17 protein-coding genes are annotated in these 19,175 nt (G+C 74.9%); 7 read left to right on the top strand and 10 right to left on the bottom strand.

From position 1 onward, the window contains the following. Window positions 1-8: 8 nt before the first annotated feature. The 3 genes from OUQ99_RS12255 to OUQ99_RS12245 all read right to left on the bottom strand — a co-directional run bounded on the left by OUQ99_RS12255 (window position 9) and on the right by OUQ99_RS12245 (window position 2,905). On the bottom strand, window positions 9-653 hold the full coding sequence (locus OUQ99_RS12255; RefSeq protein WP_267949563.1) for a response regulator transcription factor: 645 nt from the start codon (window positions 651-653) through the stop codon (window positions 9-11). Next, the gene (locus OUQ99_RS12250; RefSeq protein WP_267949562.1) at window positions 641-1,870 is read right to left on the bottom strand and encodes a sensor histidine kinase; all 1,230 of its coding nucleotides are present in this window, start codon (window positions 1,868-1,870) and stop codon (window positions 641-643) included. Before OUQ99_RS12250 ends, OUQ99_RS12255 begins: the two co-directional genes overlap by 13 nt. Before the next feature lie 255 nt (window positions 1,871-2,125). Next, complete coding sequence (locus OUQ99_RS12245) at window positions 2,126-2,905, bottom strand: carbon-nitrogen hydrolase family protein (RefSeq protein WP_267949561.1); 780 nt, start codon at window positions 2,903-2,905, stop codon at window positions 2,126-2,128. A gap of 99 nt (window positions 2,906-3,004) precedes the next feature. Between OUQ99_RS12245 and OUQ99_RS12240 the strand changes: the two genes are divergently transcribed. Then, complete coding sequence (locus tag OUQ99_RS12240) at window positions 3,005-3,634, top strand: GntR family transcriptional regulator (RefSeq protein WP_267949560.1); 630 nt, start codon at window positions 3,005-3,007, stop codon at window positions 3,632-3,634. Between the two features lie 154 nt (window positions 3,635-3,788). Here the strand turns inward: OUQ99_RS12240 and OUQ99_RS12235 are convergent, their stop codons facing one another. Continuing rightward, complete coding sequence (locus tag OUQ99_RS12235) at window positions 3,789-5,123, bottom strand: MFS transporter (protein ID WP_267949559.1); 1,335 nt, start codon at window positions 5,121-5,123, stop codon at window positions 3,789-3,791. Window positions 5,124-5,205: 82 nt separating this feature from the next. On the opposite strand from OUQ99_RS12235, the gene OUQ99_RS12230 reads away from it, so the two are divergent. Further along, window positions 5,206-5,898, top strand: coding sequence for a DUF2848 domain-containing protein (locus OUQ99_RS12230; RefSeq protein WP_267949558.1), 693 nt, complete (start codon window positions 5,206-5,208; stop codon window positions 5,896-5,898). A gap of 123 nt (window positions 5,899-6,021) precedes the next feature. Here OUQ99_RS12230 and OUQ99_RS12225 read toward each other — a convergent pair whose 3' ends face one another. Both OUQ99_RS12225 and OUQ99_RS12220 read right to left on the bottom strand, forming a co-directional pair. After that, window positions 6,022-7,854 carry an ABC transporter ATP-binding protein gene (locus OUQ99_RS12225; protein ID WP_267949557.1) on the bottom strand — a complete coding sequence of 611 codons (1,833 nt, stop codon included), beginning with the start codon at window positions 7,852-7,854 and terminating at the stop codon, window positions 6,022-6,024. After that, window positions 7,851-9,638, bottom strand: a complete 1,788-nt coding sequence (locus tag OUQ99_RS12220) for an ABC transporter transmembrane domain-containing protein (protein ID WP_431061502.1) — start codon at window positions 9,636-9,638, stop codon at window positions 7,851-7,853. The genes OUQ99_RS12225 and OUQ99_RS12220 overlap by 4 nt, the downstream gene beginning before the upstream one ends. Window positions 9,639-9,938: 300 nt before the next feature. On the opposite strand from OUQ99_RS12220, the gene OUQ99_RS12215 reads away from it, so the two are divergent. Both OUQ99_RS12215 and OUQ99_RS12210 read left to right on the top strand, forming a co-directional pair. Next, the gene (locus OUQ99_RS12215; RefSeq protein WP_267949556.1) at window positions 9,939-10,709 is read left to right on the top strand and encodes a siderophore-interacting protein; all 771 of its coding nucleotides are present in this window, start codon (window positions 9,939-9,941) and stop codon (window positions 10,707-10,709) included. Between the two features lie 211 nt (window positions 10,710-10,920). Continuing rightward, window positions 10,921-11,928, top strand: coding sequence for an ABC transporter substrate-binding protein (locus OUQ99_RS12210; protein ID WP_267949555.1), 1,008 nt, complete (start codon window positions 10,921-10,923; stop codon window positions 11,926-11,928). A 123-nt stretch (window positions 11,929-12,051) separates the two neighbouring features. Here the strand turns inward: OUQ99_RS12210 and OUQ99_RS12205 are convergent, their stop codons facing one another. Further along, the gene (locus tag OUQ99_RS12205; protein ID WP_267949554.1) at window positions 12,052-13,236 is read right to left on the bottom strand and encodes an alcohol dehydrogenase catalytic domain-containing protein; all 1,185 of its coding nucleotides are present in this window, start codon (window positions 13,234-13,236) and stop codon (window positions 12,052-12,054) included. A 178-nt stretch (window positions 13,237-13,414) separates the two neighbouring features. Here OUQ99_RS12205 and OUQ99_RS12200 point away from each other — a divergent pair, with 178 nt between their 5' ends. The 3 genes from OUQ99_RS12200 to OUQ99_RS12190 all read left to right on the top strand — a co-directional run bounded on the left by OUQ99_RS12200 (window position 13,415) and on the right by OUQ99_RS12190 (window position 15,561). Then, window positions 13,415-14,056 carry a TetR/AcrR family transcriptional regulator gene (locus OUQ99_RS12200; RefSeq protein ID WP_267949553.1) on the top strand — a complete coding sequence of 214 codons (642 nt, stop codon included), beginning with the start codon at window positions 13,415-13,417 and terminating at the stop codon, window positions 14,054-14,056. After that, the gene (locus OUQ99_RS12195) at window positions 14,053-14,805 is read left to right on the top strand and encodes a DUF4097 family beta strand repeat-containing protein (RefSeq protein WP_267949552.1); all 753 of its coding nucleotides are present in this window, start codon (window positions 14,053-14,055) and stop codon (window positions 14,803-14,805) included. Before OUQ99_RS12200 ends, OUQ99_RS12195 begins: the two co-directional genes overlap by 4 nt. Window positions 14,806-15,075: 270 nt before the next feature. Beyond that, the gene (locus OUQ99_RS12190) at window positions 15,076-15,561 is read left to right on the top strand and encodes a CarD family transcriptional regulator (RefSeq protein WP_267949551.1); all 486 of its coding nucleotides are present in this window, start codon (window positions 15,076-15,078) and stop codon (window positions 15,559-15,561) included. Window positions 15,562-15,692: 131 nt separating this feature from the next. Here the strand turns inward: OUQ99_RS12190 and OUQ99_RS12185 are convergent, their stop codons facing one another. The 3 genes from OUQ99_RS12185 to OUQ99_RS12175 all read right to left on the bottom strand — a co-directional run bounded on the left by OUQ99_RS12185 (window position 15,693) and on the right by OUQ99_RS12175 (window position 19,086). Continuing rightward, window positions 15,693-16,259 (bottom strand): dihydrofolate reductase family protein, encoded by a 567-nt coding sequence (locus OUQ99_RS12185; RefSeq protein ID WP_267949550.1) that lies wholly within the window; start codon window positions 16,257-16,259, stop codon window positions 15,693-15,695. A 244-nt stretch (window positions 16,260-16,503) separates the two neighbouring features. After that, the gene (locus OUQ99_RS12180) at window positions 16,504-17,985 is read right to left on the bottom strand and encodes a serine hydrolase domain-containing protein (protein ID WP_267949549.1); all 1,482 of its coding nucleotides are present in this window, start codon (window positions 17,983-17,985) and stop codon (window positions 16,504-16,506) included. Between the two features lie 81 nt (window positions 17,986-18,066). Further along, the gene (locus OUQ99_RS12175; protein ID WP_267949548.1) at window positions 18,067-19,086 is read right to left on the bottom strand and encodes a helix-turn-helix domain-containing protein; all 1,020 of its coding nucleotides are present in this window, start codon (window positions 19,084-19,086) and stop codon (window positions 18,067-18,069) included. Window positions 19,087-19,175: the final 89 nt, after the last annotated feature.

Below are 19,175 nucleotides of genomic sequence, written 5' to 3'. Positions count from 1 at the left end.
CGGCCCCGTCAGCCCGCGAGGTAGGCGAGGACCGCGAGCACCCGGCGGTTGTCGTTCGGGTTCACCGGCAGGTCGAGCTTGGTGAAGATCCCGCTCACGTGCTTGGCGACCGCCGCCTCGGTGACCACCAGGGCCTCCGCCGCCGCGGCGTTGGTGCGGCCCCTCGCCATCAGTTCCAGCACCTCGCGCTCGCGCGGGGTCAGCCGCTCCAGGACCGACCGGTTGCGGCGCCGTCCCAGCAGGCGGCGCACCACCTCGGGGTCGACGACGGTGCCCCCGGCGGCGACCCGCTCCAGGGTGCCCAGGAACTCGTCCACGTCCCCGACCCGGTCCTTGAGCAGGTAGCCGACCCCCTCGGCGCGGCTCTCCAGGAGTTCGGCGGCGGCCGCGCCCAGCACGTACTGGGACAGGACGAGGATCCCCGTGCGGGGGTGGGCGCGGGCGAGCGCGATCGCGGCGCGCAGCCCGTCGTCGTTGTGGCCGGGCGGCATGCGCACGTCGGTGACCACGAGGTCGGGGCGGTGCGCGTCCACCGCCGCCATGAGCGCGGGTGCGTCGCCGACCGAGGCCGCCACCTCGTGCCCGACCATGGCGACGAGCTGTTCCAGGCCCGCCCTCAGCAGGACCGAGTCCTCGGCGATCACGATCCGCACGGGATCCTCACCTCCACCGTCGTCGGCCCTCCGCCGGGGCTGGTCAGGGACACCCGCCCGCCCAGGGCTGCCGCCCGGTCGGCCAGGCCGGTCAGCCCGCTCCCCCGGTCCGGGTCGGCGCCGCCGCGGCCGTCGTCGGTGACCGTGAGGAGCAGGGTCCCGCGCCGCGCCCCTCCGTTCACGCGCAGGCCCACCCGGACGGCGTCGGCCCCGGAGTGGCGGGCGGCGTTGGCCACGGCCTCGGCGGCGCAGAAGTACGCGGTGGACTCGACGGCGTCGGGCAGCCGCCCCACGTCCCCCGCCTCCACGGCCACCTCCACCTGCTGGGTGTCCGCCAGCTCCTCCAGCGCGGCGACGAGTCCGCGCTCGGTCAGGGCCGCCGGATGGATGCCGTGCACCAGCTCGCGCAGCTCGACGAGGGCGGCGCGGGCGTCGGCGTGCGCCTGTGCGACCAGGGCCCTGGCCTGCTCGGGGTCGTCGTCGAACCGGCTGCTCGCCATGCCCAGGCGCACGACCAGCGCGGTGAGCCGCTGCTGGGCCCCGTCGTGCAGGTCGCGCTCGATCCGCCGCCGTTCGGCCGTGAACCCGTCCACGATCCGCGTGCGCGACCGGGACACCAGGACGAGCCGCTCCCCGAGCTCGGCCAGTTCCTCCCCCCGCGGCGCGGTCAGCAGCGCACGCGCCAGCCGGGCGCGGCCCGCCGCCAGCACCATGGCCGTGTAGGCGCTCACCGGCAGCGCGCCGAGGCCGAGGAGGACGGCGGGGGCGACCGGGGACGGGCCGTCGGCGACCCCGGCGGCGCGCAGCACCGGCGAGGCCAGCAGGGCGGCCGGCACCCCCGTCAGGACCACCGCCACGGTCAGTTCGACCACGCACAGCAGCGCCAGCAGCAGCCCGTGGGCCAGCTCCAGCCAGGAGGCCGCCTCGCGTGAGCGCCACCGGATCCAGCCCGCGGGCCCCGACCCCGGCGGCGGGGGCGTGTGCGGGGAGGGCGCGGGCGCCCCGTCCACGAGGGCGAGCCTGCGGCGCTCGACCGCCCCCAGGGGGAGGCCCGCCAGGGTGAGCAGCGGCCAGCACAGGAGCGACCACACCGCGGCGACCGGGGCCGACGTGGCCAGGTAGAGCAGGGCACGCCACGGCCAGGGGGTGAGGAGCACCGCGACCGGACGGCGTACGAGCGCCGGCCACAGAGCCGTCTCGGCGTCGTTGTCTCGCACCGGGGAATCCTATGCCGCCCCTCGCGGGAAAGGGGGATCCGCAGGCGAAGAGGGGTGCTGCCCCCACCCCGGGGGTCGAGGTTCCTCTACCTGCCCGCCCGTCCGGGGGCCGGTGCGGTGCAGGCGCACGCACGCGATGCCGTGGCCCGCCGGACGGGCTGACGGGCGGGCCGCACACCGGCGCCGCCGGCGTCCGGCCCGGGGAGGGGCCGGGCGCCGGGTGTGGAAGGGGCCGGGGGCGTCCGGCCCCCGGCCTCACAGCCGGGCGTTGCGCAGGACCGGCACGGCCTCGCGCACGGCGGCGGCCTCCGCCACGTCGATGTCGGCGACCAGGATCCCCGGCGCCCCGTCGAGCCCGGCCCTGCGGGTGCCGTCCGGGCCGATGACGGCGCTGTGGCCGATGCCCCGGGGCGCGGTGCCCTCCACCGGGCCGGGGTCGGCCTGTCCGCAGGCCAGCACCCACGACGTGGAGTCCAGGGCGCGGGCGCGGGTGAGCAGGTCCCACTGCTCCCGCTTGCCGGGGCCGGCGCCCCAGGAGGCGCACACGGCGATCACCTGGGCCCCGGCCAGGGCGAGCCTCCGGAAGAGTTCGGGGAAGCGGACGTCGTAGCAGACGGCCAGGCCCACGCGGACCCCGCCGACCTCGATGACGACCGGCTCGGCTCCGGGGGCGACGGAGTCGGACTCCCGGTGCCCGAAGGCGTCGAAGACGTGGATCTTCTGATAGGCCGCTTCGACGCCGTCCCCGATGGCCAGCAGCAGGTTGCGGACCCTTCCGTCACCGGCCGGGGCGAACGTCCCGGCGAGGACGGTGACCCCGTGGCGGGCGGCGATCCCGCGCAGGCCCGTCGCCCAGGGCCCGTCCAGCGGCTGGGCGGCCCCGGCCAGGTCGGCCCCGAAGTGGACCATGGCGGCCTCGGGCAGGACCACCAGCTCGGCCCCGGAGGCCGCGGCCTCGGCCACGGCGGTCTCCGCGATCGCGAGGTTCTCCTCGGGCCGGTCGGTGGAGGAGATCTGGCAGAGTGCTACGCGCATCGTGTTTCCCCTGTGTTTCTTGGCTCATGGAGTGCGCGCCGACGGCGCGCCCCGGGACAGTAAGGTCGTGCATACATGTTGTGTACGTGAGGAGGGGCAGTGGCCGCATCGGGTCGGGAGAGGGCCTACCAGTTCCTGAAGGACTCCTACCTGAGCGATCCGGAGCGCCAGGGGGGCTTCATCAACGAGCAGGAGGTCGCCAGCCTGATCGGGGTGTCGCGGACCCCCATCCGCGAGGCGCTCCTCCTCCTGTCCGCCGAGGACCTGGTGCAGCTCATCCCCAAGCGCGGCGCCTACGTCGCCCCGATGAGCGGGCGCGAGCTCTCCGAGCTGATGGAGATGCGCGGCATGGTCGAGCGCCACGCGGCCGAGCAGGCCCTGCGCCGGGGCGCGGCGCCGGTCGGGCCGATGGAGGACGCGCTGCGGCACCAGGAGGAGCTCACGGTGCCCGAGGAGGCCCGCACGTTCATCGACTGGGACCACCGCTTCCACTCGGCCCTGGTCGCCTCGACCGGCAACGACATGCTCATCAAGTTCTACGACGGGCTGCGCGCCCGGCAGGTCCGGGCGGGCATGGTCGCCCTGTTCTCCACCCAGGACCGGTACGCGTCCGTCCTGGACGAGCACACCGTCATCCTGGACGCGCTGCGCTCGGGTGACGAGGCCGCGGCCGCGGCGGCCATCGACTCGCACCTGGACGCCACGCTGAAGGTCCTGCTGGAGAGCTGAGCGACCGCCCTCCGGGGCCCCGGAGGGTGCGCTCGGGCCCGGTGGCGGTCCGGGCGCCCACCGGGCCGGACCGGCCGCCGCGCACGGCGGCCGGGGGACCCCGTGGCGCGGACGCCCGGCCCCGGGAGGCGCGCAGGCCCCGGACACCACCGGTCTAGGCCCCGGCGCCGGCGAGGAGCTCCTCGTCCTCGTGCGGCGCGGGGTCGCGGCCCAGCGCCAGGCCCGCCACCGTGACGGCGGCCGTGACGGCGACGTAGACGGCCAGCGGCACCCAGCTGCCGGTGGCGGCCAGCAGGTACGTGAACACGAGCGGCGCGACGGCGCCGCCGATGATCCCCGCCAGGGTGTAGGCGAGGGAGCTGCCCGTGTTGCGCAGGCGCGGGTGGAACTGCTCGGAGACGAAGGCGGCCTGCGGGCCGTACATGACCGAGTGCAGGGCGAGGCCGACCACGATGCCGCCGGTGAGGGCGAGGAACGAGGCGTCGGCGATGGCCGGGAAGAACACGAAGGGCCAGATCCCGGCGCCGAGGGCGCCCAGGCCGTAGAGCAGCCGCCGGTTGACGCGGTCGGAGAGCCACCCCGCGAGCGGGATGAGGGCCACCTGGAAGGCCGACCCGGTCAGGACCGCAGCCAGGACCGTGCCGGACTCCAGCCCGAGCACCTGGGTCCCGTAGGTGAGGACGAAGACCGTGAACAGGGCGTAGACGACGTCGGGGGCGACCCGGCTGAGGACCGCCGCGGTCAGGGGCCGTGCCTGCTTCGTGAAGACCTCGCGCAGGGGCGCCGAGGGCCGCTCCCCCTCCTCCGCGATGGCCTGGAAGACGGGGGTCTCCTCCAGCTTGGCCCGGATCCACAGCCCGAAGAGGACAAGGACGCCCGACAGGAGGAAGGCGACGCGCCAGCCCCAGGAGAGGAACTGCTCCTCGGTGAGCAGCAGTCCGAGCAGGGCCAGGACGCCGTTGGCCATGAGGTTGCCCAGGGGCGGGCCCACCTGCGCGGCCGAGGCGAAGAAGCCCCGGCGGCGGGGGTCGCCGAACTCGCTGGACAGGAGCACGGCGCCGCCCCACTCGCCGCCCACGCCGACGCCCTGGGCGAAGCGGAGGGCGACCAGGAGGACGGCGGCGGTGCCGCCGATGCTGGCGTGCGTGGGCAGGAGGCCGATGAGGAAGGTGGCCACGCCGATGAGCACGAGCGTGCTGACGAGGACCTTCTTGCGGCCGACGACGTCGCCGAGGCGGCCGAAGAAGATCCCGCCCAGGGGCCTGGCCACGTAGCCGACGGCGTAGGTGGAGAACGCGAGCATCGTCGCGGCCAGCGGGTCGTGGCTGGGGAAGAAGAGGTGCCCGAAGACGAGCGCCGAGGCCGCCGAGTAGATCGCGAAGTCGTACCACTCCAGGGCGGTTCCCGAGAGGCTGGCGATGAACGCGCGCGCCACCGTCCCGCGCCCCACCTCTCTCGCGCGGGTCGTCGCTGCTTGTGGCTGGTCCATCTCGTTCCTTCCGGTCGTGTTGCGCGGATGCTGGTTATACTCGTCGTATACAAGAGGTATGCGCAAGTCCCGGAGGATTTTGATGACCGAACTGCAATTCGAACTCAACGACGGGACCACGGTCGCCGTGGAGGTCACGCACCTGCTCAACGCCGGCTACACCGGCCGCAGCCAGGACGACGTGCGCGCCCACGTGGAGGAGCTGGCCCTCCTCGGCGTCCCCGCCCCCACCACCACACCGGCCCTGTACCCGGTGTCCCCCTACCTCGCCGCGCAGGTGTCGCAGGTCCCGGCCCAGCACGGCCGCACCTCCGGCGAGGCCGAGTGGGCCCTCGTCGTGACCGGCCCCGAGCCGCGGGACGTGCTCGTCACGGTGGCCTGCGACCACACCGACCGCGAGCTGGAGGCGCACGGCGTGGCGTGGAGCAAGAACGCGGGCCCCGACGTCCTCGGTTCCAGGGCCTGGCGCCTGACCGACGTCGAGGACCGGTGGGACGACATCACCCTGAAGGCGTGGGTCGGGACCGGGGACGGCGAGGCCGAGATCCAGGACGGCACCCTCGCCGAGCTCCTGCCCCCCTCCTACTGGCTGGAGGTCCTGCGGGAGCGCGGCCTGCTGGTGACCGGCGCCGTCCTGCTGTCGGGCACGATCCCCATGCGCGCCGACGTGGACCAGTTCGCCTCCGCCTGGCGGGTGGAGCTGACCGACCCCGCCGCCGGGGACACCCTCGGGCTGGCCTACCGGGTCGCCCCGCTCCCCGAGCCCATCGGCTGACCGGGTCCGCCGGACGACGGACGGGCCGGGCGCCGCTTCCTCGGCGCCCGGCCCGTCGGTGTCGGCCAGGAGGTGTTCCCCGCGCTTTTCCGGCCCGCGGCCGCCCGCGAGCCCCGAGGGGCCCTACACGGAGGGTGCGGCCGTGTGCGGCCCCGGGGCGCCCTGCCAGCTGCGCCAGAGCGCCGCGTAGCGGCCCCCGGCGGCGACCAGCTCGGCGTGCGGCCCCTGCTCCACGATCCGCCCCCGGTCCATCACCACCACCCGGTCGGCGGCCTCGGCCTGGGTGAGCCGGTGCGCCACGACGAGGGTGGTGCGGCCCGCGGTGGCCGCGACGGCGGCCCGCTCCAGGCGCCGCGCCCCGGAGCTGCCCGCCTCGGCCGTGGCCTCGTCCAGGACGGCGACGTCCGGGTCGGCCAGGACCAGGCGGGCCAGCGCCAGGTGCTGGGCCTGCTCGGCGGTCAGGGGGTGGCCGCCCTCGCCCACGACCGTGTCCAGCCCCTCGGGCAGGGCGCGCACCCACTCCAGGGCGCCGACCGCCTCCAGGGCCCGCTCCGCGTCGGCCGGCTGCGCATCGGCGCGCGCCAGGCGCAGGTCCTCCAGGAGGGTTCCCGCGAACACGTGGGTCTCCTGGCTGACCAGGTAGACGTGCTCGCGCACCCGGCGCTCCCCGAGCTCGTCGAGGGGGACGCCGCCCAGGTACACCGTCCCCCGGCCGGGCGTGCGCAGCCCGCTCACGAGGGCGGCCAGCGTGGTCTTGCCCGCGCCGCTGGCCCCCACGAGGGCCACGCGCTCACCGGCCGCGACCTCCAGGGTCACGTCCTCCAGGGCGGGTGGGGCGCCGTTCCCGTAGGAGTGGGTGACGCCCTCGACGCGCACGGTGGAGCCCGCGGGCCCCTCCTCGGCGCCCGGGTCGCGCTCCTGCGGCAGGTCGACGACACCGGCGAGCCGGGCCAGGCTGGCCCCGGCGGACTGGACCTCGTTGAAGTTCATGACGAGGAAGATCATCGGCCCGAACAGGCGGTGGAAGTACAGGGCCGCCGCCGTGACCATGCCGACCGTGGCGAGGTCGCCGCGCACCAGCCAGAACCCCGTGACCAGGACGGCGGTCAGCCCCACGCACTCGGCCCCGTTGAGGCGCGACCCGAAGCGGGTGAACAGGCGGAACACCTCGACGGTGATGTCCCTGGCCGCACGGGACCGCCGGGCGACCCGTTCCTCGTGCTCGTCCTCCAGGCGGTACGCGCGCACGGCGCCGCGCCCGCGCAGGGCGCCCATCATCGCGTGCGAGCGCTCGCCCATGGCGATCCGCTCACGGGCGTAGTAGGAGCCCGAGCGCGGCAGGTACCAGCGCAGGGCCATGGCGTACACGGGCAGCGCGCAGAGCCCGGCCAGGCCCAGGCGCCAGTCCAGGGCGGTCATGCCCGCGGCGGTGAGCACCACCGTGGCCAGGGCGATCACCACGTCGGGGCCGGTGCGCGCGATGCTGGCGGTGACCACTGCGACGTCGTCCCCGACCCGGGAGAGCAGGTCGCCGATGCGGACCCTCTCGAGCCGTGTGGCGGGCATGTGCAGCACCCGGTCCATGACCCGCTCGCGCAGCCGCGCCAGGACGGTCTCGCCGACCCTGCTGACCAGCCACGCGCCCAGGCCCACGAGCAGCCCGCCCACCACCGCGGCGGCGGCGATCAGCCCGGCCGAGCGCAGGACGGCGTCCAGGTCCGCCCCGGCGGAGATGTCGTCGACCATGCCGCCCAGCACCCAGGGGGCGACCAGTCCGGCGCCGCTGCCCGCGAGCACGGTCAGCAGGGCGAGGGGGGTGGCCCATCCGGTGGCGCGCACCCCCTCCCCGAGCACGGCCCAGGTCCTGCGTGCGCCGGCGGTGGGGAGCAGCTCCCCGCCCGCCGGGTCCTCGGCGGGCGGCGTGTCCGTCGCGCCCGTGGAAGTGGTCGCGCTCATCGGAGCACCGCCTCGCCGTAGTGCCGGTCTTCCTCGACCAGTCGTGCGTGTGTTCCGGTGCTGTGGACCCGGCCGCCGACGAGCACGACGACCCGGTCGGCGCGGGAGAGCAGGGCGGGGCTCGCGGCCACGACCAGGGTCGCCCCGGGTGCGGCGCGCCCGCTCCGTGCGGCGGCGACGCCGCGCGCGATGGCCTCCTCGGTGACCGCGTCCACCGCCGTGGTGGGGTCGTGCAGGACGAGCACGGGAGGGTCGGCTGCCAGGGCGCGGGCCAGGGCCACGCGCTGGCGCTGTCCGCCGGACAGGTTGGCGGCCTGGTCGGAGACGGGGCGGTCCAGGCCGTCGGGGTGGCCGAGGACCAGGTCCTCGGCGGAGGCCGCGCGCAGGGCGTCGAGCAGCCGCTCCTCGTCCGTGCCGGGGCCGGTGACCAGGTTGGAGCGCAGGGTGCCCTCGAACAGGGCCGAGCCGTGCTCCTCCACCAGGACCGCGGCCCGCAGGGCGTCCAGGTCCAGTTCGCCGACGGGCACCCCGCCCACGGTGACGGAACCCTCCACGCCCTCCGTGCCGGCCCTGCCCGAGAGCAGTTCCAGCAGTGCCTCGGCGTCGCGCGGGTCGGTGGCGAGCACGCCGACGAACTCGCCGGGGGCGAGCCTCAGGTCGACGTCGTCCAGTGTGCGGTGGGAGACCCCGGCCAGCTCGACGAGCGCGTTCCCGCCCGGGGAGCGGTCCCCGGGGGTGACGGCGTCGGGCGCGTTGAGCAGTCTGACCAACCGGTCGGCGGAGGCGCGGGCCGTGGCGAAGAGCTGCCCGACCATGCCCAGGCCCTGCACCGGCTCGGAGAGGAACTGGGCCAGGCCGATGACGATGACGAGTTCGCCGACGGTGAGCCGGCCCTCCAGCGCCATCCACCCGGCCGCGCCCGCGACGCAGGCGAGGAACACGGCGCCGGCCGCGGTGACCAGGCCCCGGTAGACACCGCTGCTGGCCGCGGCGCCGACCGAGGCGTCCAGGGCCCGGGCGCTGGCGGAGCGGTAGCGGAGGGCGGCGTTGTGGCGGGCGCCGATCCCCATGAGGACGCGCAGCCCGGTGACCAGGTCGGTGGCCAGGGCGGTCGCTCCGGCGGCCGTGGCCTGCTTGGCCTCGCTGCGCCGCGTGATGTGGGCCGCGGGGACGCGCAGGAGCAGCATGAGCAGGGGGACGCCGACGAGCACGCCGAGGCCGAGCGGGACGTCGACCGCCAGCAGGGCGACGGTGGTGACGACGATCGCGACCGTGACGGCGATCGCCGCCGACCAGGCGCGCACGTACACGGCCGCCTGCTCGGCGTCGGAGGTGGCCACGGACAGGACCTCGCCCGCGCGCAGCCCGCTGCGCTCGCCGCGCGGGTCGAGGGCGCGGCGCGCGGCCTCGACCCGGAGCAGGTGGGCCTCGTTCTCGACCGCCCGCAGGGTGAAGCGCGCCCCGGTGCGGTAGGCGAAGGCCAGGACGGTGAAGAGCAGGGCGATGCCCGCGACGCAGTAGGCCAGGGCGGTGACGTCCCCGGTGTCGACCGCCAGGTCGATGGTCAGGCCGATCGCGACGGGGACGAGGGCCTCGGCGACCTGGTGCAGGGAGAGGAGGACCACACCCAGGGAGACGTGGCGGCGGTTGCGCCGCAGGGTGCGCCGGCGCAGGGCCGGCGCGTTCCCGGGCGTCCCGTCGGCGAGGGGCCGCGGGGCGGGGGCCTCCGGAGCGGCGGGAGGAGCGGTGTCGGGGGCGCCGACCGTGCTGGTGGAGGCGCTCACCAGGTACTTCCTCTCTCTTCGGGGTGCGCGACCCCGTGCAGACGTGTACTCATCCGATGTCCTGTTCCCCCTGCTGTGTCGTGGCCTGGCCAGGCTAGTCAGGCCGGGCGCCCTCGCCGAACACGACCCCGGCCGCCCGGGCACACCCAACCTTGGTTAGGCTAACCTTCGCCCGCCGTGACGGCGACCCCGTCCGCCGCCGGAATCCCCGCAGCGGCCCGGACCGGGCGCGCCCGGCGAACCCCGCACCCCGAACGAGAGGCCTTTCCGTTGCGCATCAGGTATCCGAGTCGACGGAGCATGGTCCGGGTCAGGGTGGTGCGCACCGAGCGGACCACCGACAACTTCGTCACGGTGACGGTCGGGGGCGAGGAGCTGGCCGGGTTCGAGTTCATGGGCCTGGACCAGTGCACGCGGATCTTCTTCGCGCGGCCGGGCCAGGAGCGGCTGCACCTGCCCTACGCCTCCGCCGACGACGGCTGGGTGGCCGAGTTCCGCGCGATGCCCGAGGAGCGCCGGCCCCACGTGCGCAACTACACCGCCCGCCGGTTCGACCCCGAGGCCCTGGAGATGGACATCGAGTTCGTCGCCCACGGGGACGAGGGGCCCGCGTCCGCCTGGGCCCTGGGCGCGCGGCCCGGGGACGAGCTGGGGCTGCTGGCGGAGGGCATCTACCACCTGCCGCCCGAGGACGCCGACTGGCACCTGCTGGTCGGCGACGAGAGCGCGGTGCCCGCGATCCTCTCGATCCTGGAGCAGTCCCCGCGCGACCTGCGCGGGCTGGCGTTCCTGGAGGTGCCCTCCTCGGCCGACGTCCGCGAGGTCGACGCCCCCGCCGGGGTGGAGGTGCGCTGGCTGGCGCGCGACGGCGCGCACACGGTCCCCGGGCAGCTGGCGCTGGAGACGGTGAGCGGGGCCGCGCTGCCGGAGGGCCGCCCCTACTGCTTCGTGGCGGGCGAGAACGGGCTCCCCACCGGGCTGCGCCGGTTCCTGGTGAAGGAGAGGGGCGTGGCCAAGGAGGACATCGCGTTCATCGGGTACTGGCGCGCGGGCGCCGAGGCCTACGCCTGACCCGTCCCCGCGGCCGGGGGACGTGAACCCCGTCACCCGGCGCGCGGCACGGAGGCCTCCGGCGGCGCCGACACCCCCGCGCCGTCGGCGTCCTCCGCGGACCACACCTGCCCCCACCCGGGATGTCCGGTTTGCGCATCGGCTCCGCCTGCTCCACCATGAGACTTGCTTAGGTGAGCCTAAGCTCATCTCCTCGACCGAATGAGGCCCCATGAACCGCGGTCCGCTGACCCGCGGCGGCACGATCGCCGCCGGTGCGCTGTCCATCCTGATGCTCGCCGCCTGCGGCGGCCAGACCTCCGACGCCGGACAGGAGGGGACGGGCGAGGCCGCGGAGGGCTTCCCCGTCACCGTCGAGACCCTGTTCGGCGACGTGGAGATCGAGGACCGGCCGGCCAACGTCGCCGCCCTCGGCTGGTCCGACGCCGAGACGGCGCTGGCCCTGGGCGTCCAGCCCGTCGGCGTGGCCGACTGGCAGGGCTACGGCGGCGCCGGCGTGGGCCCCTGGGCCGCCGACCTGTTCGACGAGGAGCCGGTGCAGATCGGCACCATGGAGCCGAACCTGGAGGCGGTCGCCTCCCTGGAGCCCGACGTCGTCCTCGACACCCGCTCCGACCACACCCAGGAGCGCCACGACCTGCTCTCCCCCGTCGCTCCCGTGGTCGGCCCGCCGCCCGGCGTCGAGGTCACCTACGGCACCACCTGGCAGGAGCAGACCCGCCAGGTCGCCCGGGTGCTCGGCGAGGACGCTCGGGGCGAGGAGCTCATCGGGGAGCTGGAGGGCCGCTTCGCGCAGGCGCGCGAGGACAACCCCGACTTCGAGGGCACGACCATCGCGGTCGGCGCCTACTTCGACGGGCAGTACGGCGCCTACGTCCCCGGGGACGCGCGGGTCGACCTGCTGGAGGACCTGGGCTTCGAGAACAAGCCCGAGATCACCGAGATGGCCGAGGGCGCGTTCTACGTGGACCTGAGCCCGGAGCTGGTGGAGGTCCTGGACGCGGACCTGACCGTCGTCTTCCCCATCGGCGACGAGGAGACCACCCGCTTCCTGGAGGAGGACCCGGTGCTCCAGGGCATCCCGTCCGCCGAGGACGGCCGCCTGCTGATCATGGACGACCCGGAGCTGGCCAACGCCTTCTCCAGCGGCTCGACCCTGGGCGTCACCCACGCCCTGGAAGGGGTCGTCCCGCTGCTGCGGGAGGCCCTCGGGGGCTGACGCCCCCCGCGGTCGGCGCCCCGTCGGCCCCTCACCCCGAGGACCCCGCCGTGCGTTCGCACGGCGGGGTCCTCGGCGTTCGCGGGGACCCTCGTGCGGGCGCCGCGCCGCCGGTCCGCGCGGTCAGGGCCGGAAGACCACCTTGACCATGCCTTCCGCCTTCTTCTGGAACGCCTCGTACGCGTGCGGCGCGTCGTCCAGGGGCAGGTGGTGGGTGGCGAAGTCCTCCACCCCCAGCACGTCGGCGTCGTCCAGGAGCGGGAGGATCTCGGGCGCCCAGTGGCGCACGTTCGCCTGCCCCATCCGCAGCTGGATCTGCTTGTCGAAGAGGGTCAGCATCGGCATCGGGTCGGCCATGCCCCCGTACACGCCGATCAGCGAGACCGTACCCCCGCGCCGTACCAGGTCGATGGCGGTGTGCAGGGCGGAGAGCCGGTCCACCCCCGCCGTCTCCATCAGCTTCGCGCCCGCGCTCTGGGGCAGGAAGGAGGCCACCCTCTGGGCGAACCTCGCGGTCCCGTGCCCGGACGCCTCCATGCCCACCGCGTCGACGACCGCGTCCGGCCCCTCGCCGCGGGTGCGCTCGCGGATCTCCCCGATCAGGTCGTCGGTGCCGCCGGAGGAGTCGAACACCTCCACCCCCCGGGCGGCGGCGCGTGCGCGGCGCTCGGCCACCGGGTCCACGCCGAACACCTGTCCCGCCCCCAGGTGGCGGGCGACCCGGCAGCACATGTCGCCGATCGGCCCCAGCCCCAGGACCGCCACCGAGCCGCCCTGCGGCACGTCCGCGTAGCGGACGGCCTGCCAGGCCGTGGGCAGGACGTCGGACAGGAACACGTACCTGTCGTCGTCCCCCTGGGCGGGGACCGGGATGGCGTTGCTCTGCGCGCGGGGGACCCGCAGGTACTCGGCCTGCGCCCCGGGCACGGAACCGTACAGCGAGCTGTAGCCGTAGATCCGCGCGCCCATGCCCTGCTCCTCGACCCTGGTGTTCTCGCACTGGGTCTGGAGGCCGGTGCCGCACATGGAGCAGTGCCCGCAGGAGATCTGGAAGGGGACGACGACGCGGTCCCCCACCGACAGGGACGTGACCTGCGGCCCGACCTCCTCGACGACGCCCAGGGGTTCGTGGCCGAGCACGTCGCCCGGGTTCATGAAGGGGCCGAGCACCTCGTACAGGTGCAGGTCGGATCCGCACAGGCCCGAGCTGGTGACCCGGATGACGGCGTCACCGGGGTCCTCGATCCGCGGATCGGGGACGTTGACGGTGTTGACGTCCCTCGTGCCGTTCCACACGACTGCCTTCATGACTCCCCCTGGTGTCGCCTCCTGTGCGCCGGCGCCCGGGGCCCGTGCTGCCCCCGGGGGCGGCCGTGCCCGCCCACTACCCGTGGGCCCGCGCCGGAAAACGAGGGCGGACCGGAGGACACGGAAGTCTTCAGTACCCAAAGTATCCAATACCCATGGGTATGCTAACCTCGCTCCCATGGCCGACGACCCCGGGGGCCCGGTCCCCCGCACCCCCCGCGAAGAGGTACGGCGCCGCCTGCTGTCGGCCGCCGTGCGCGCGTTCGCCGAGCACGGCTACGCCGACAGCCGCCTGGAGGACATCGCGCACGCGGCGGGCTTCACCAAGGGGGCCGTCTACTCCAACTTCGGCGGCAAGCGCGACCTGTTCGGCGCGGTCCTGCGGGAGCGCTCCGACGCCGAGATCGACACCCTGCTCGCACGGATCGGCGAGTCCGCCGACCCCGCCGACGCCGTCGCGGACACCGTCCGCGGCGTGGCCCGGCGCATCACCGAGGACCCCGAGCGCGGCCGTCTGGGCCTGGAGTTCGCCGCCCGGGCGACCCGCGACGCGCAGACCCGCGACGTGGTCGGTCGGATGCGGCGCGCCCAGCGGGAGGCGGTCGCCGAGGCCGTCTCCCGGTTCGCCGCCCGGGGCGTGCCCCTGGGCGCCGACCCCGGCCTCACCGCCCTGATCCTGCACTGCCTGACCAACGGCCTGTCCATGGAGCACCTGGCCGACCCCGGGTCGGTCGACACGGAAACGATCGAGAGGGCGCTGGGCGCCGTCATCGCAGCCCTGGCCTCCGTGCCACCGCCCGACCGCGAGGAGCCGCAGTGAACACGAAACCGGCCGTCCTGGCCCCGGCGTGCGCCGCCGCGACCGTCCTGCTGCTGTCCGGATGCGCCTCCGCCGCGACGGTCGACGAGGCCGAGGCGCAGCACCGCAGCTTCTCACCGTCCTCCGACGTGCTCACCATCGCGGTCGGCCGGGGGGACCTGGAGGTCGTCCCCGCCGAGGTGGACGACATCCAGGTGACGCGGTGGGTGTCGGGCGGGGCGGTCGTCGGCCCGCCGCGCGCCACCTGGGAGCTGAACGGCGAGACCCTGTCGCTCCAGATCCACTGCGGCCCGAGGGCCGGCTGCGACGCCCGCTACGAGGTGACCGTCCCCGAGGGGACCTCGCTCACGGTGGAGGGCGGCAGCGGTGACACCACGGCCACCGGCTTCGCGGAGCCGCTGGAGATCGGCACCGACAACGGGCAGGTGACGGTGGAGAACGTGTCCGGCCCGCTCGTCCTGCGCAGCGGGAACGGCGGGCTGCGCGCCCGCGGGATCGTCTCGCCCACCCTGGAGGCGCACACGGAGAACGGATCGATCGACGTGTCCTTCGCCAGGGCGCCCGACGACGTCCGGGTGAGCACGGCGAACGGGTCCGCGACGGTGGAGCTGCCGGAGGCGGGGTACGACGTGTCGTCCTCCTCCGACAACGGCGAGGTGGTGACCGACGTGGAGGTGGTGCCCGGAAGCGGCCACGTGATCGCCGCCGAGACGGAGAACGGCGACATCCGCCTGGTCCCCGCACGCTGACGCGCCGTGCCCGGCGCCCGGCACGGCGGGGCGTCCTCCCGCCGGGTCCGGCCCGTGGAACGGGAGGGGCGGACGCGTCCGGAGCGGGGTTTCCCGCATTTCACCTTGACCTGACGCGAGACTCCTATAGTCTCCGCCGGTGATCAACCGACTGAACGGGCACCATGAGGATGAATCGCGCCATTCTCGTGTTCCGGACGTGCGCGCGACAGTGTTCCCCTCCGAACGGACGGCGGACCGGGCACCGCTGGGGGAGGCGGTGGTGAACCGGTGGACCTGACCGTGGGGCACGCCCTCATCCACCCCCGCCACGGGCTGGTGACCATCACCGGCCGCTCGACCCGGACCACCCCCGCCGGCGACGTCGAGTTCCTGACCCTGACCGTGCGCGCCTCGGCGATGGACATCCAGATCCCGGTGGCCAACGTCGAACTGGTGGGACTGCGCAAGGTCGTCGACGACGAGGGGCTGCAGACGATCCTCGACACCCTGAGCCGGCCGCCGACGGACGACCCGCCCAACTGGTCGCGCCGGTTCAAGAACTACGAGACCAAGCTGGGCAGCGGGGACCCGCGCCAGATCGCCGAACTGGTCCGCAGCATCAGCGACCGGCAGCGCGCCAGGAAGGTCTCCGCGGGAGAGAAGCGCCTCTTCCTGAGCGGCAGGGAGATGCTCGTCAACGAGCTCTCGCAGCACCCCGGCGTCGGCGATGTCGAGAAGGCCGAACGCCTGATCGAGGAGAAGCTCTCCTCGTAGCGCTCCGGCCCCGGGCACGGGCCACCGCGCGGTCGCCCGCGTCCGGGACGGCGGAGGGTCCGACCCGCGTCCGGGGGCGTCCCCCGGCGGACGCCCCCGGACGCGGGGTACCGCGCCCTCCGGGCCCGGCCTCAGCGGACCACGTCGAAGACCTGCTTCTGGACACCGTTGGAGTACGCCTCGTGCTCGACCAGCCTGAGCTTCTGGGCGTCCTTGTCGGTGTCGCTGAACAGCCGCTTGCCCGCGCCCAGCAGCACCGGGAAGACCAGCAGGTGGTAGCGGTCGACCAGCCCGGCGTCGGCCAGAGCCCGGCCCAGGGTGGCGCTGGCCTGGACGGAGATCGGCCCGCCCCCGGTCTCCTTCAGCGCGGCCACGTCCTCGACCGAGCGCAGGATCGTGGCGGGCCAGCGCGGGTCGTCCTTCTCCAGCGTGGTGGAGACCACGTACCGCGGCATGGCGTTGTAGCCGGCGAACTCCTCCACCATCGTCGGCCACACCGGGGCGAAGGCCTCGTAGCTGCGGCGGCCGACGAGCAGGGCGGTCGCCTCCTCCTGCTCGCGGGCCTTGATCCCGTAGGCCGCCTCGTCCATCTCGATGTCCTTGAAGGTCCAGCCCGCGTTGCGGTAGCCGGGCTCGCCGCCGGGGGCCTCCATGACTCCGTCGACGGACACGAACGCGGTGACGATCAGGGTGCGCACAGGTGACTCCAGGGTTGCTCTGTCTCTTTACTCACCCACACGTCGAACGGGGCCTCCCCCGATCGACACCGGGGCGGAACTTTTTCCGGAGGGGCCGAGCAGGCCCTCGACTCCATGGCCGTGCACGCCGCCCCCCGGATGGGGATCGTGTCCGAGGTCGACCGGTACATCTCCCCACCGGGACGTCCCTGGAGCCGGGCCCCGGCGCTGACGCGGCCCGGCGCGGACGGCCGGCGCCCCGGACTCAGGCCCCGCCCGCTCCCCGGGTGCCGTCGTCCAGGCGCGGGAGCGCGCGGGAGCCGTAGTGCGCGTAGCGCTCGCCCGTGGGCAGGGCGTAGAAGGTGACCGGGGCCCACGACCGCATACCGCCGGGGCGCACGACGTAGAACCCCTCCTCCACCGGGACCAGGACGTGCTCCTGCTCGGGCTCGGGGTCCACGTCGGCGAGGGGCCCCAGGACAGTGGTCCGCATCACGGTGTCGCCGTCCCTGGCGAACACCTCCATGCGCAGCGCGGCGTGCTCGTACGTCCCCAGGACGGGGGCGGGGTCGACCTCGGCCGGGACCGGGGGCGGCGCCGGCCTGTCGGGAACCCCGATCCCGGCCAGGTCGCGGAAGACCTCGCGGTACAGATCGTGGTACAGATCGGACGCGTGGCCGCCGTTGGTGAGCAGGACCACGGCCAGGCCGGTCTCCGGGGACACGCGCAGGAACGCGGACTGCCCGATGGTGTTGCCGTCGTGGCCGACGAGCCGGTGCCCGTTCCAGTCGTGGCGGATCCAGCCCAGCCCCCAGGAGTCGCCCAGGGCGTGCGCGCCGGGCACGTCGACCTGGAACTCCGTCATGGCGCGCACGCCCTCCTCGCTCAGGACGCGTGTGCCGTCCTCGGCGAGCCCGCCGTCCAGGTGCATGCGGGCGAAGCGCAGCACGTCCCGCGCGGTGGAGGTGAGGAGCCCGGCCGGCCCCATCGACCGGGGCAGCCCCCACACCGGGGCGCGCACCGGGTCGGGGAGCCCCCGCACGTGTCCGACGGCCGCGCCGTGCAGCAGCGCGTCCTCCGGGAGCGTGCCGGTGTGCGTCAGACCGAGGGGGGCGAACAGCGCCTCCCGCATCGCCGCGTCCCACGTGCCGCCGGTGAGCCTCTCGATGACGCGGCCCAGCACCGGGAAACCGGAGTTGCAGTAGGAGAAGGTCGCTCCGAGCGGGTGGATCAGCACCGCGTCGGAGAGCAGGGCGACGTACCTCTCCAGGGTGTCGTCCCCCCTGCCGGTGTCGGTGAACAGGTCGCCGTCGATGCCGCTGGTGTGGGTCAGCAGGTGGCGCACCAGCACCCGCCCGGTCGTCGCGGGGTCGGAGAGCCGCAGTTCGGGCAGGACCTCCGCCACCGGGGTGTCGAGGGTGAGGCGCCCCTCGTCGACCAGCCGCATGATCGCGGTGGCGGTCCACACCTTGGTGATCGACCCGATCTGGAACACCGAACCCGTGTCCACGGGGTGGCCGGTCTCCGTGTTGAGCACGCCGCAGGCGGCGAGGGCGATCCGGTCGGGCTCCCGCCCCTCCCCTTCATCGGAGGGGCGGCCCAGCGCCAGGATGCCGAGCTGGGCCCCGGGAACCCCGTGCTCGGCGGCGAGCACCCGGAGGCGTTCGCCCCAGTGCGCCTCGTCGACCGCGGTCCGGCGGGGTGCGGGGGTCGGCCTGTCCTCCGGGCGCGGTGCCGTCGTCGTCACGGGTGCTCCTTCTGTGGTCGGGCGGGGACGCGGGCCCCGCCGCCGGTGCGGCGGCGGTGCCCGCGCTCGGATCCGGTCCTATCACCGGCCCGGCGGCGGGGGTCCGGCCGGGGGCCCGTTCGGGCAGGTCGGCGCCGGGCCTTCCCGTCGGTCGCGCCGGGGGACCCGGCCGCGGAAGGCGCGCCGGTAGGCGTCCGGGGGCACTCCCACGGTGCGGTGGAAGTGTCGGCGCAGCGTCGCGGCGGTGCCCATGCCCACGGCCGCCGCGATGGGCTCGACACCGTCGTCCGTGGTCTCCAGCAGTTCCTGGGCGCGGCGGATGCGCTGCTCCAGCAGCCAGCGCAGGGGCGTGGTGCCGGTCAGCGACCGGAAGTGGCGCGCCAGGTTGCGCGAGCTCATGTTCGCCCGGCGGGCCAGGTCCTCCACCGTCAGCGGTAGCTCCAGCCGTTCGGCCGCCCAGGGCAGCAGATCCGCGACCGGGTGGCCGTCCCGCACGGGGACCGGGGCGGCGACGAACTGGGCCTGGCCCCCTGGCCTGTGCGGGGGCACGACCAGGCGGCGGGCGGCGGCGTTGGCGACCGCCGAGCCGTGATCGACGCGGATCAGGTGCAGGCACAGGTCCACGGCCGCGGCCTTGCCCGCGGAGGTGAGCACCCTGCCGTTGTCGACGTAGAGCACGGCGGGGTCGACCTCCACCCGCGGGTACCGGGAGGCGAGCTCGCCGGTGTGGGCCCAGTGGGTGGTCGCGCGCAGCCCGTCGAGGAGGCCGGCCTCGGCCAGCACGAACGCGCCCGTGCAGAGGGAGACCACACGCGCTCCGGCCCTGTGGGCGGCGCACACCGCGTCGACCAGCACGGCCGGCGGGCGCTCGTCCACGTCGGCCAGGGCGGGCACGACCACCGTCCCGGCACTCGTCAGCCGGTCGAGCCCGTGGTCCGGTTCCAACAGGAACCGTCCGGCCCGCACCGTTCCGGAGCCGCACAGGGCGATGTCGTACCAGGGGGCGGCCGTGCCCGGCGGCGCGGTGCCGAAGACCTCGCACGCGGCGGCGAGCTCGAAGTGCAGCATTCCGTCGGTGAGGGCGAACGCGATCGAGGGCATGTCCGAAAGTGTACGCATGGTGGCATTCCAGACGCTGGCGGCGGTTCGCCGGCGCGGCCATGATCTTCCTGACGGACAGTTCGAGCCCC

Origin of the sequence: Streptomonospora nanhaiensis (genome assembly GCF_026642255.1) — a bacterium.
GTDB lineage: Bacteria > Actinomycetota > Actinomycetes > Streptosporangiales > Streptosporangiaceae > Nocardiopsis > Nocardiopsis tropica.
Note: the sequence above shows the minus strand (reverse complement) of the source record. Positions and strands in the feature narration are given on the sequence as shown.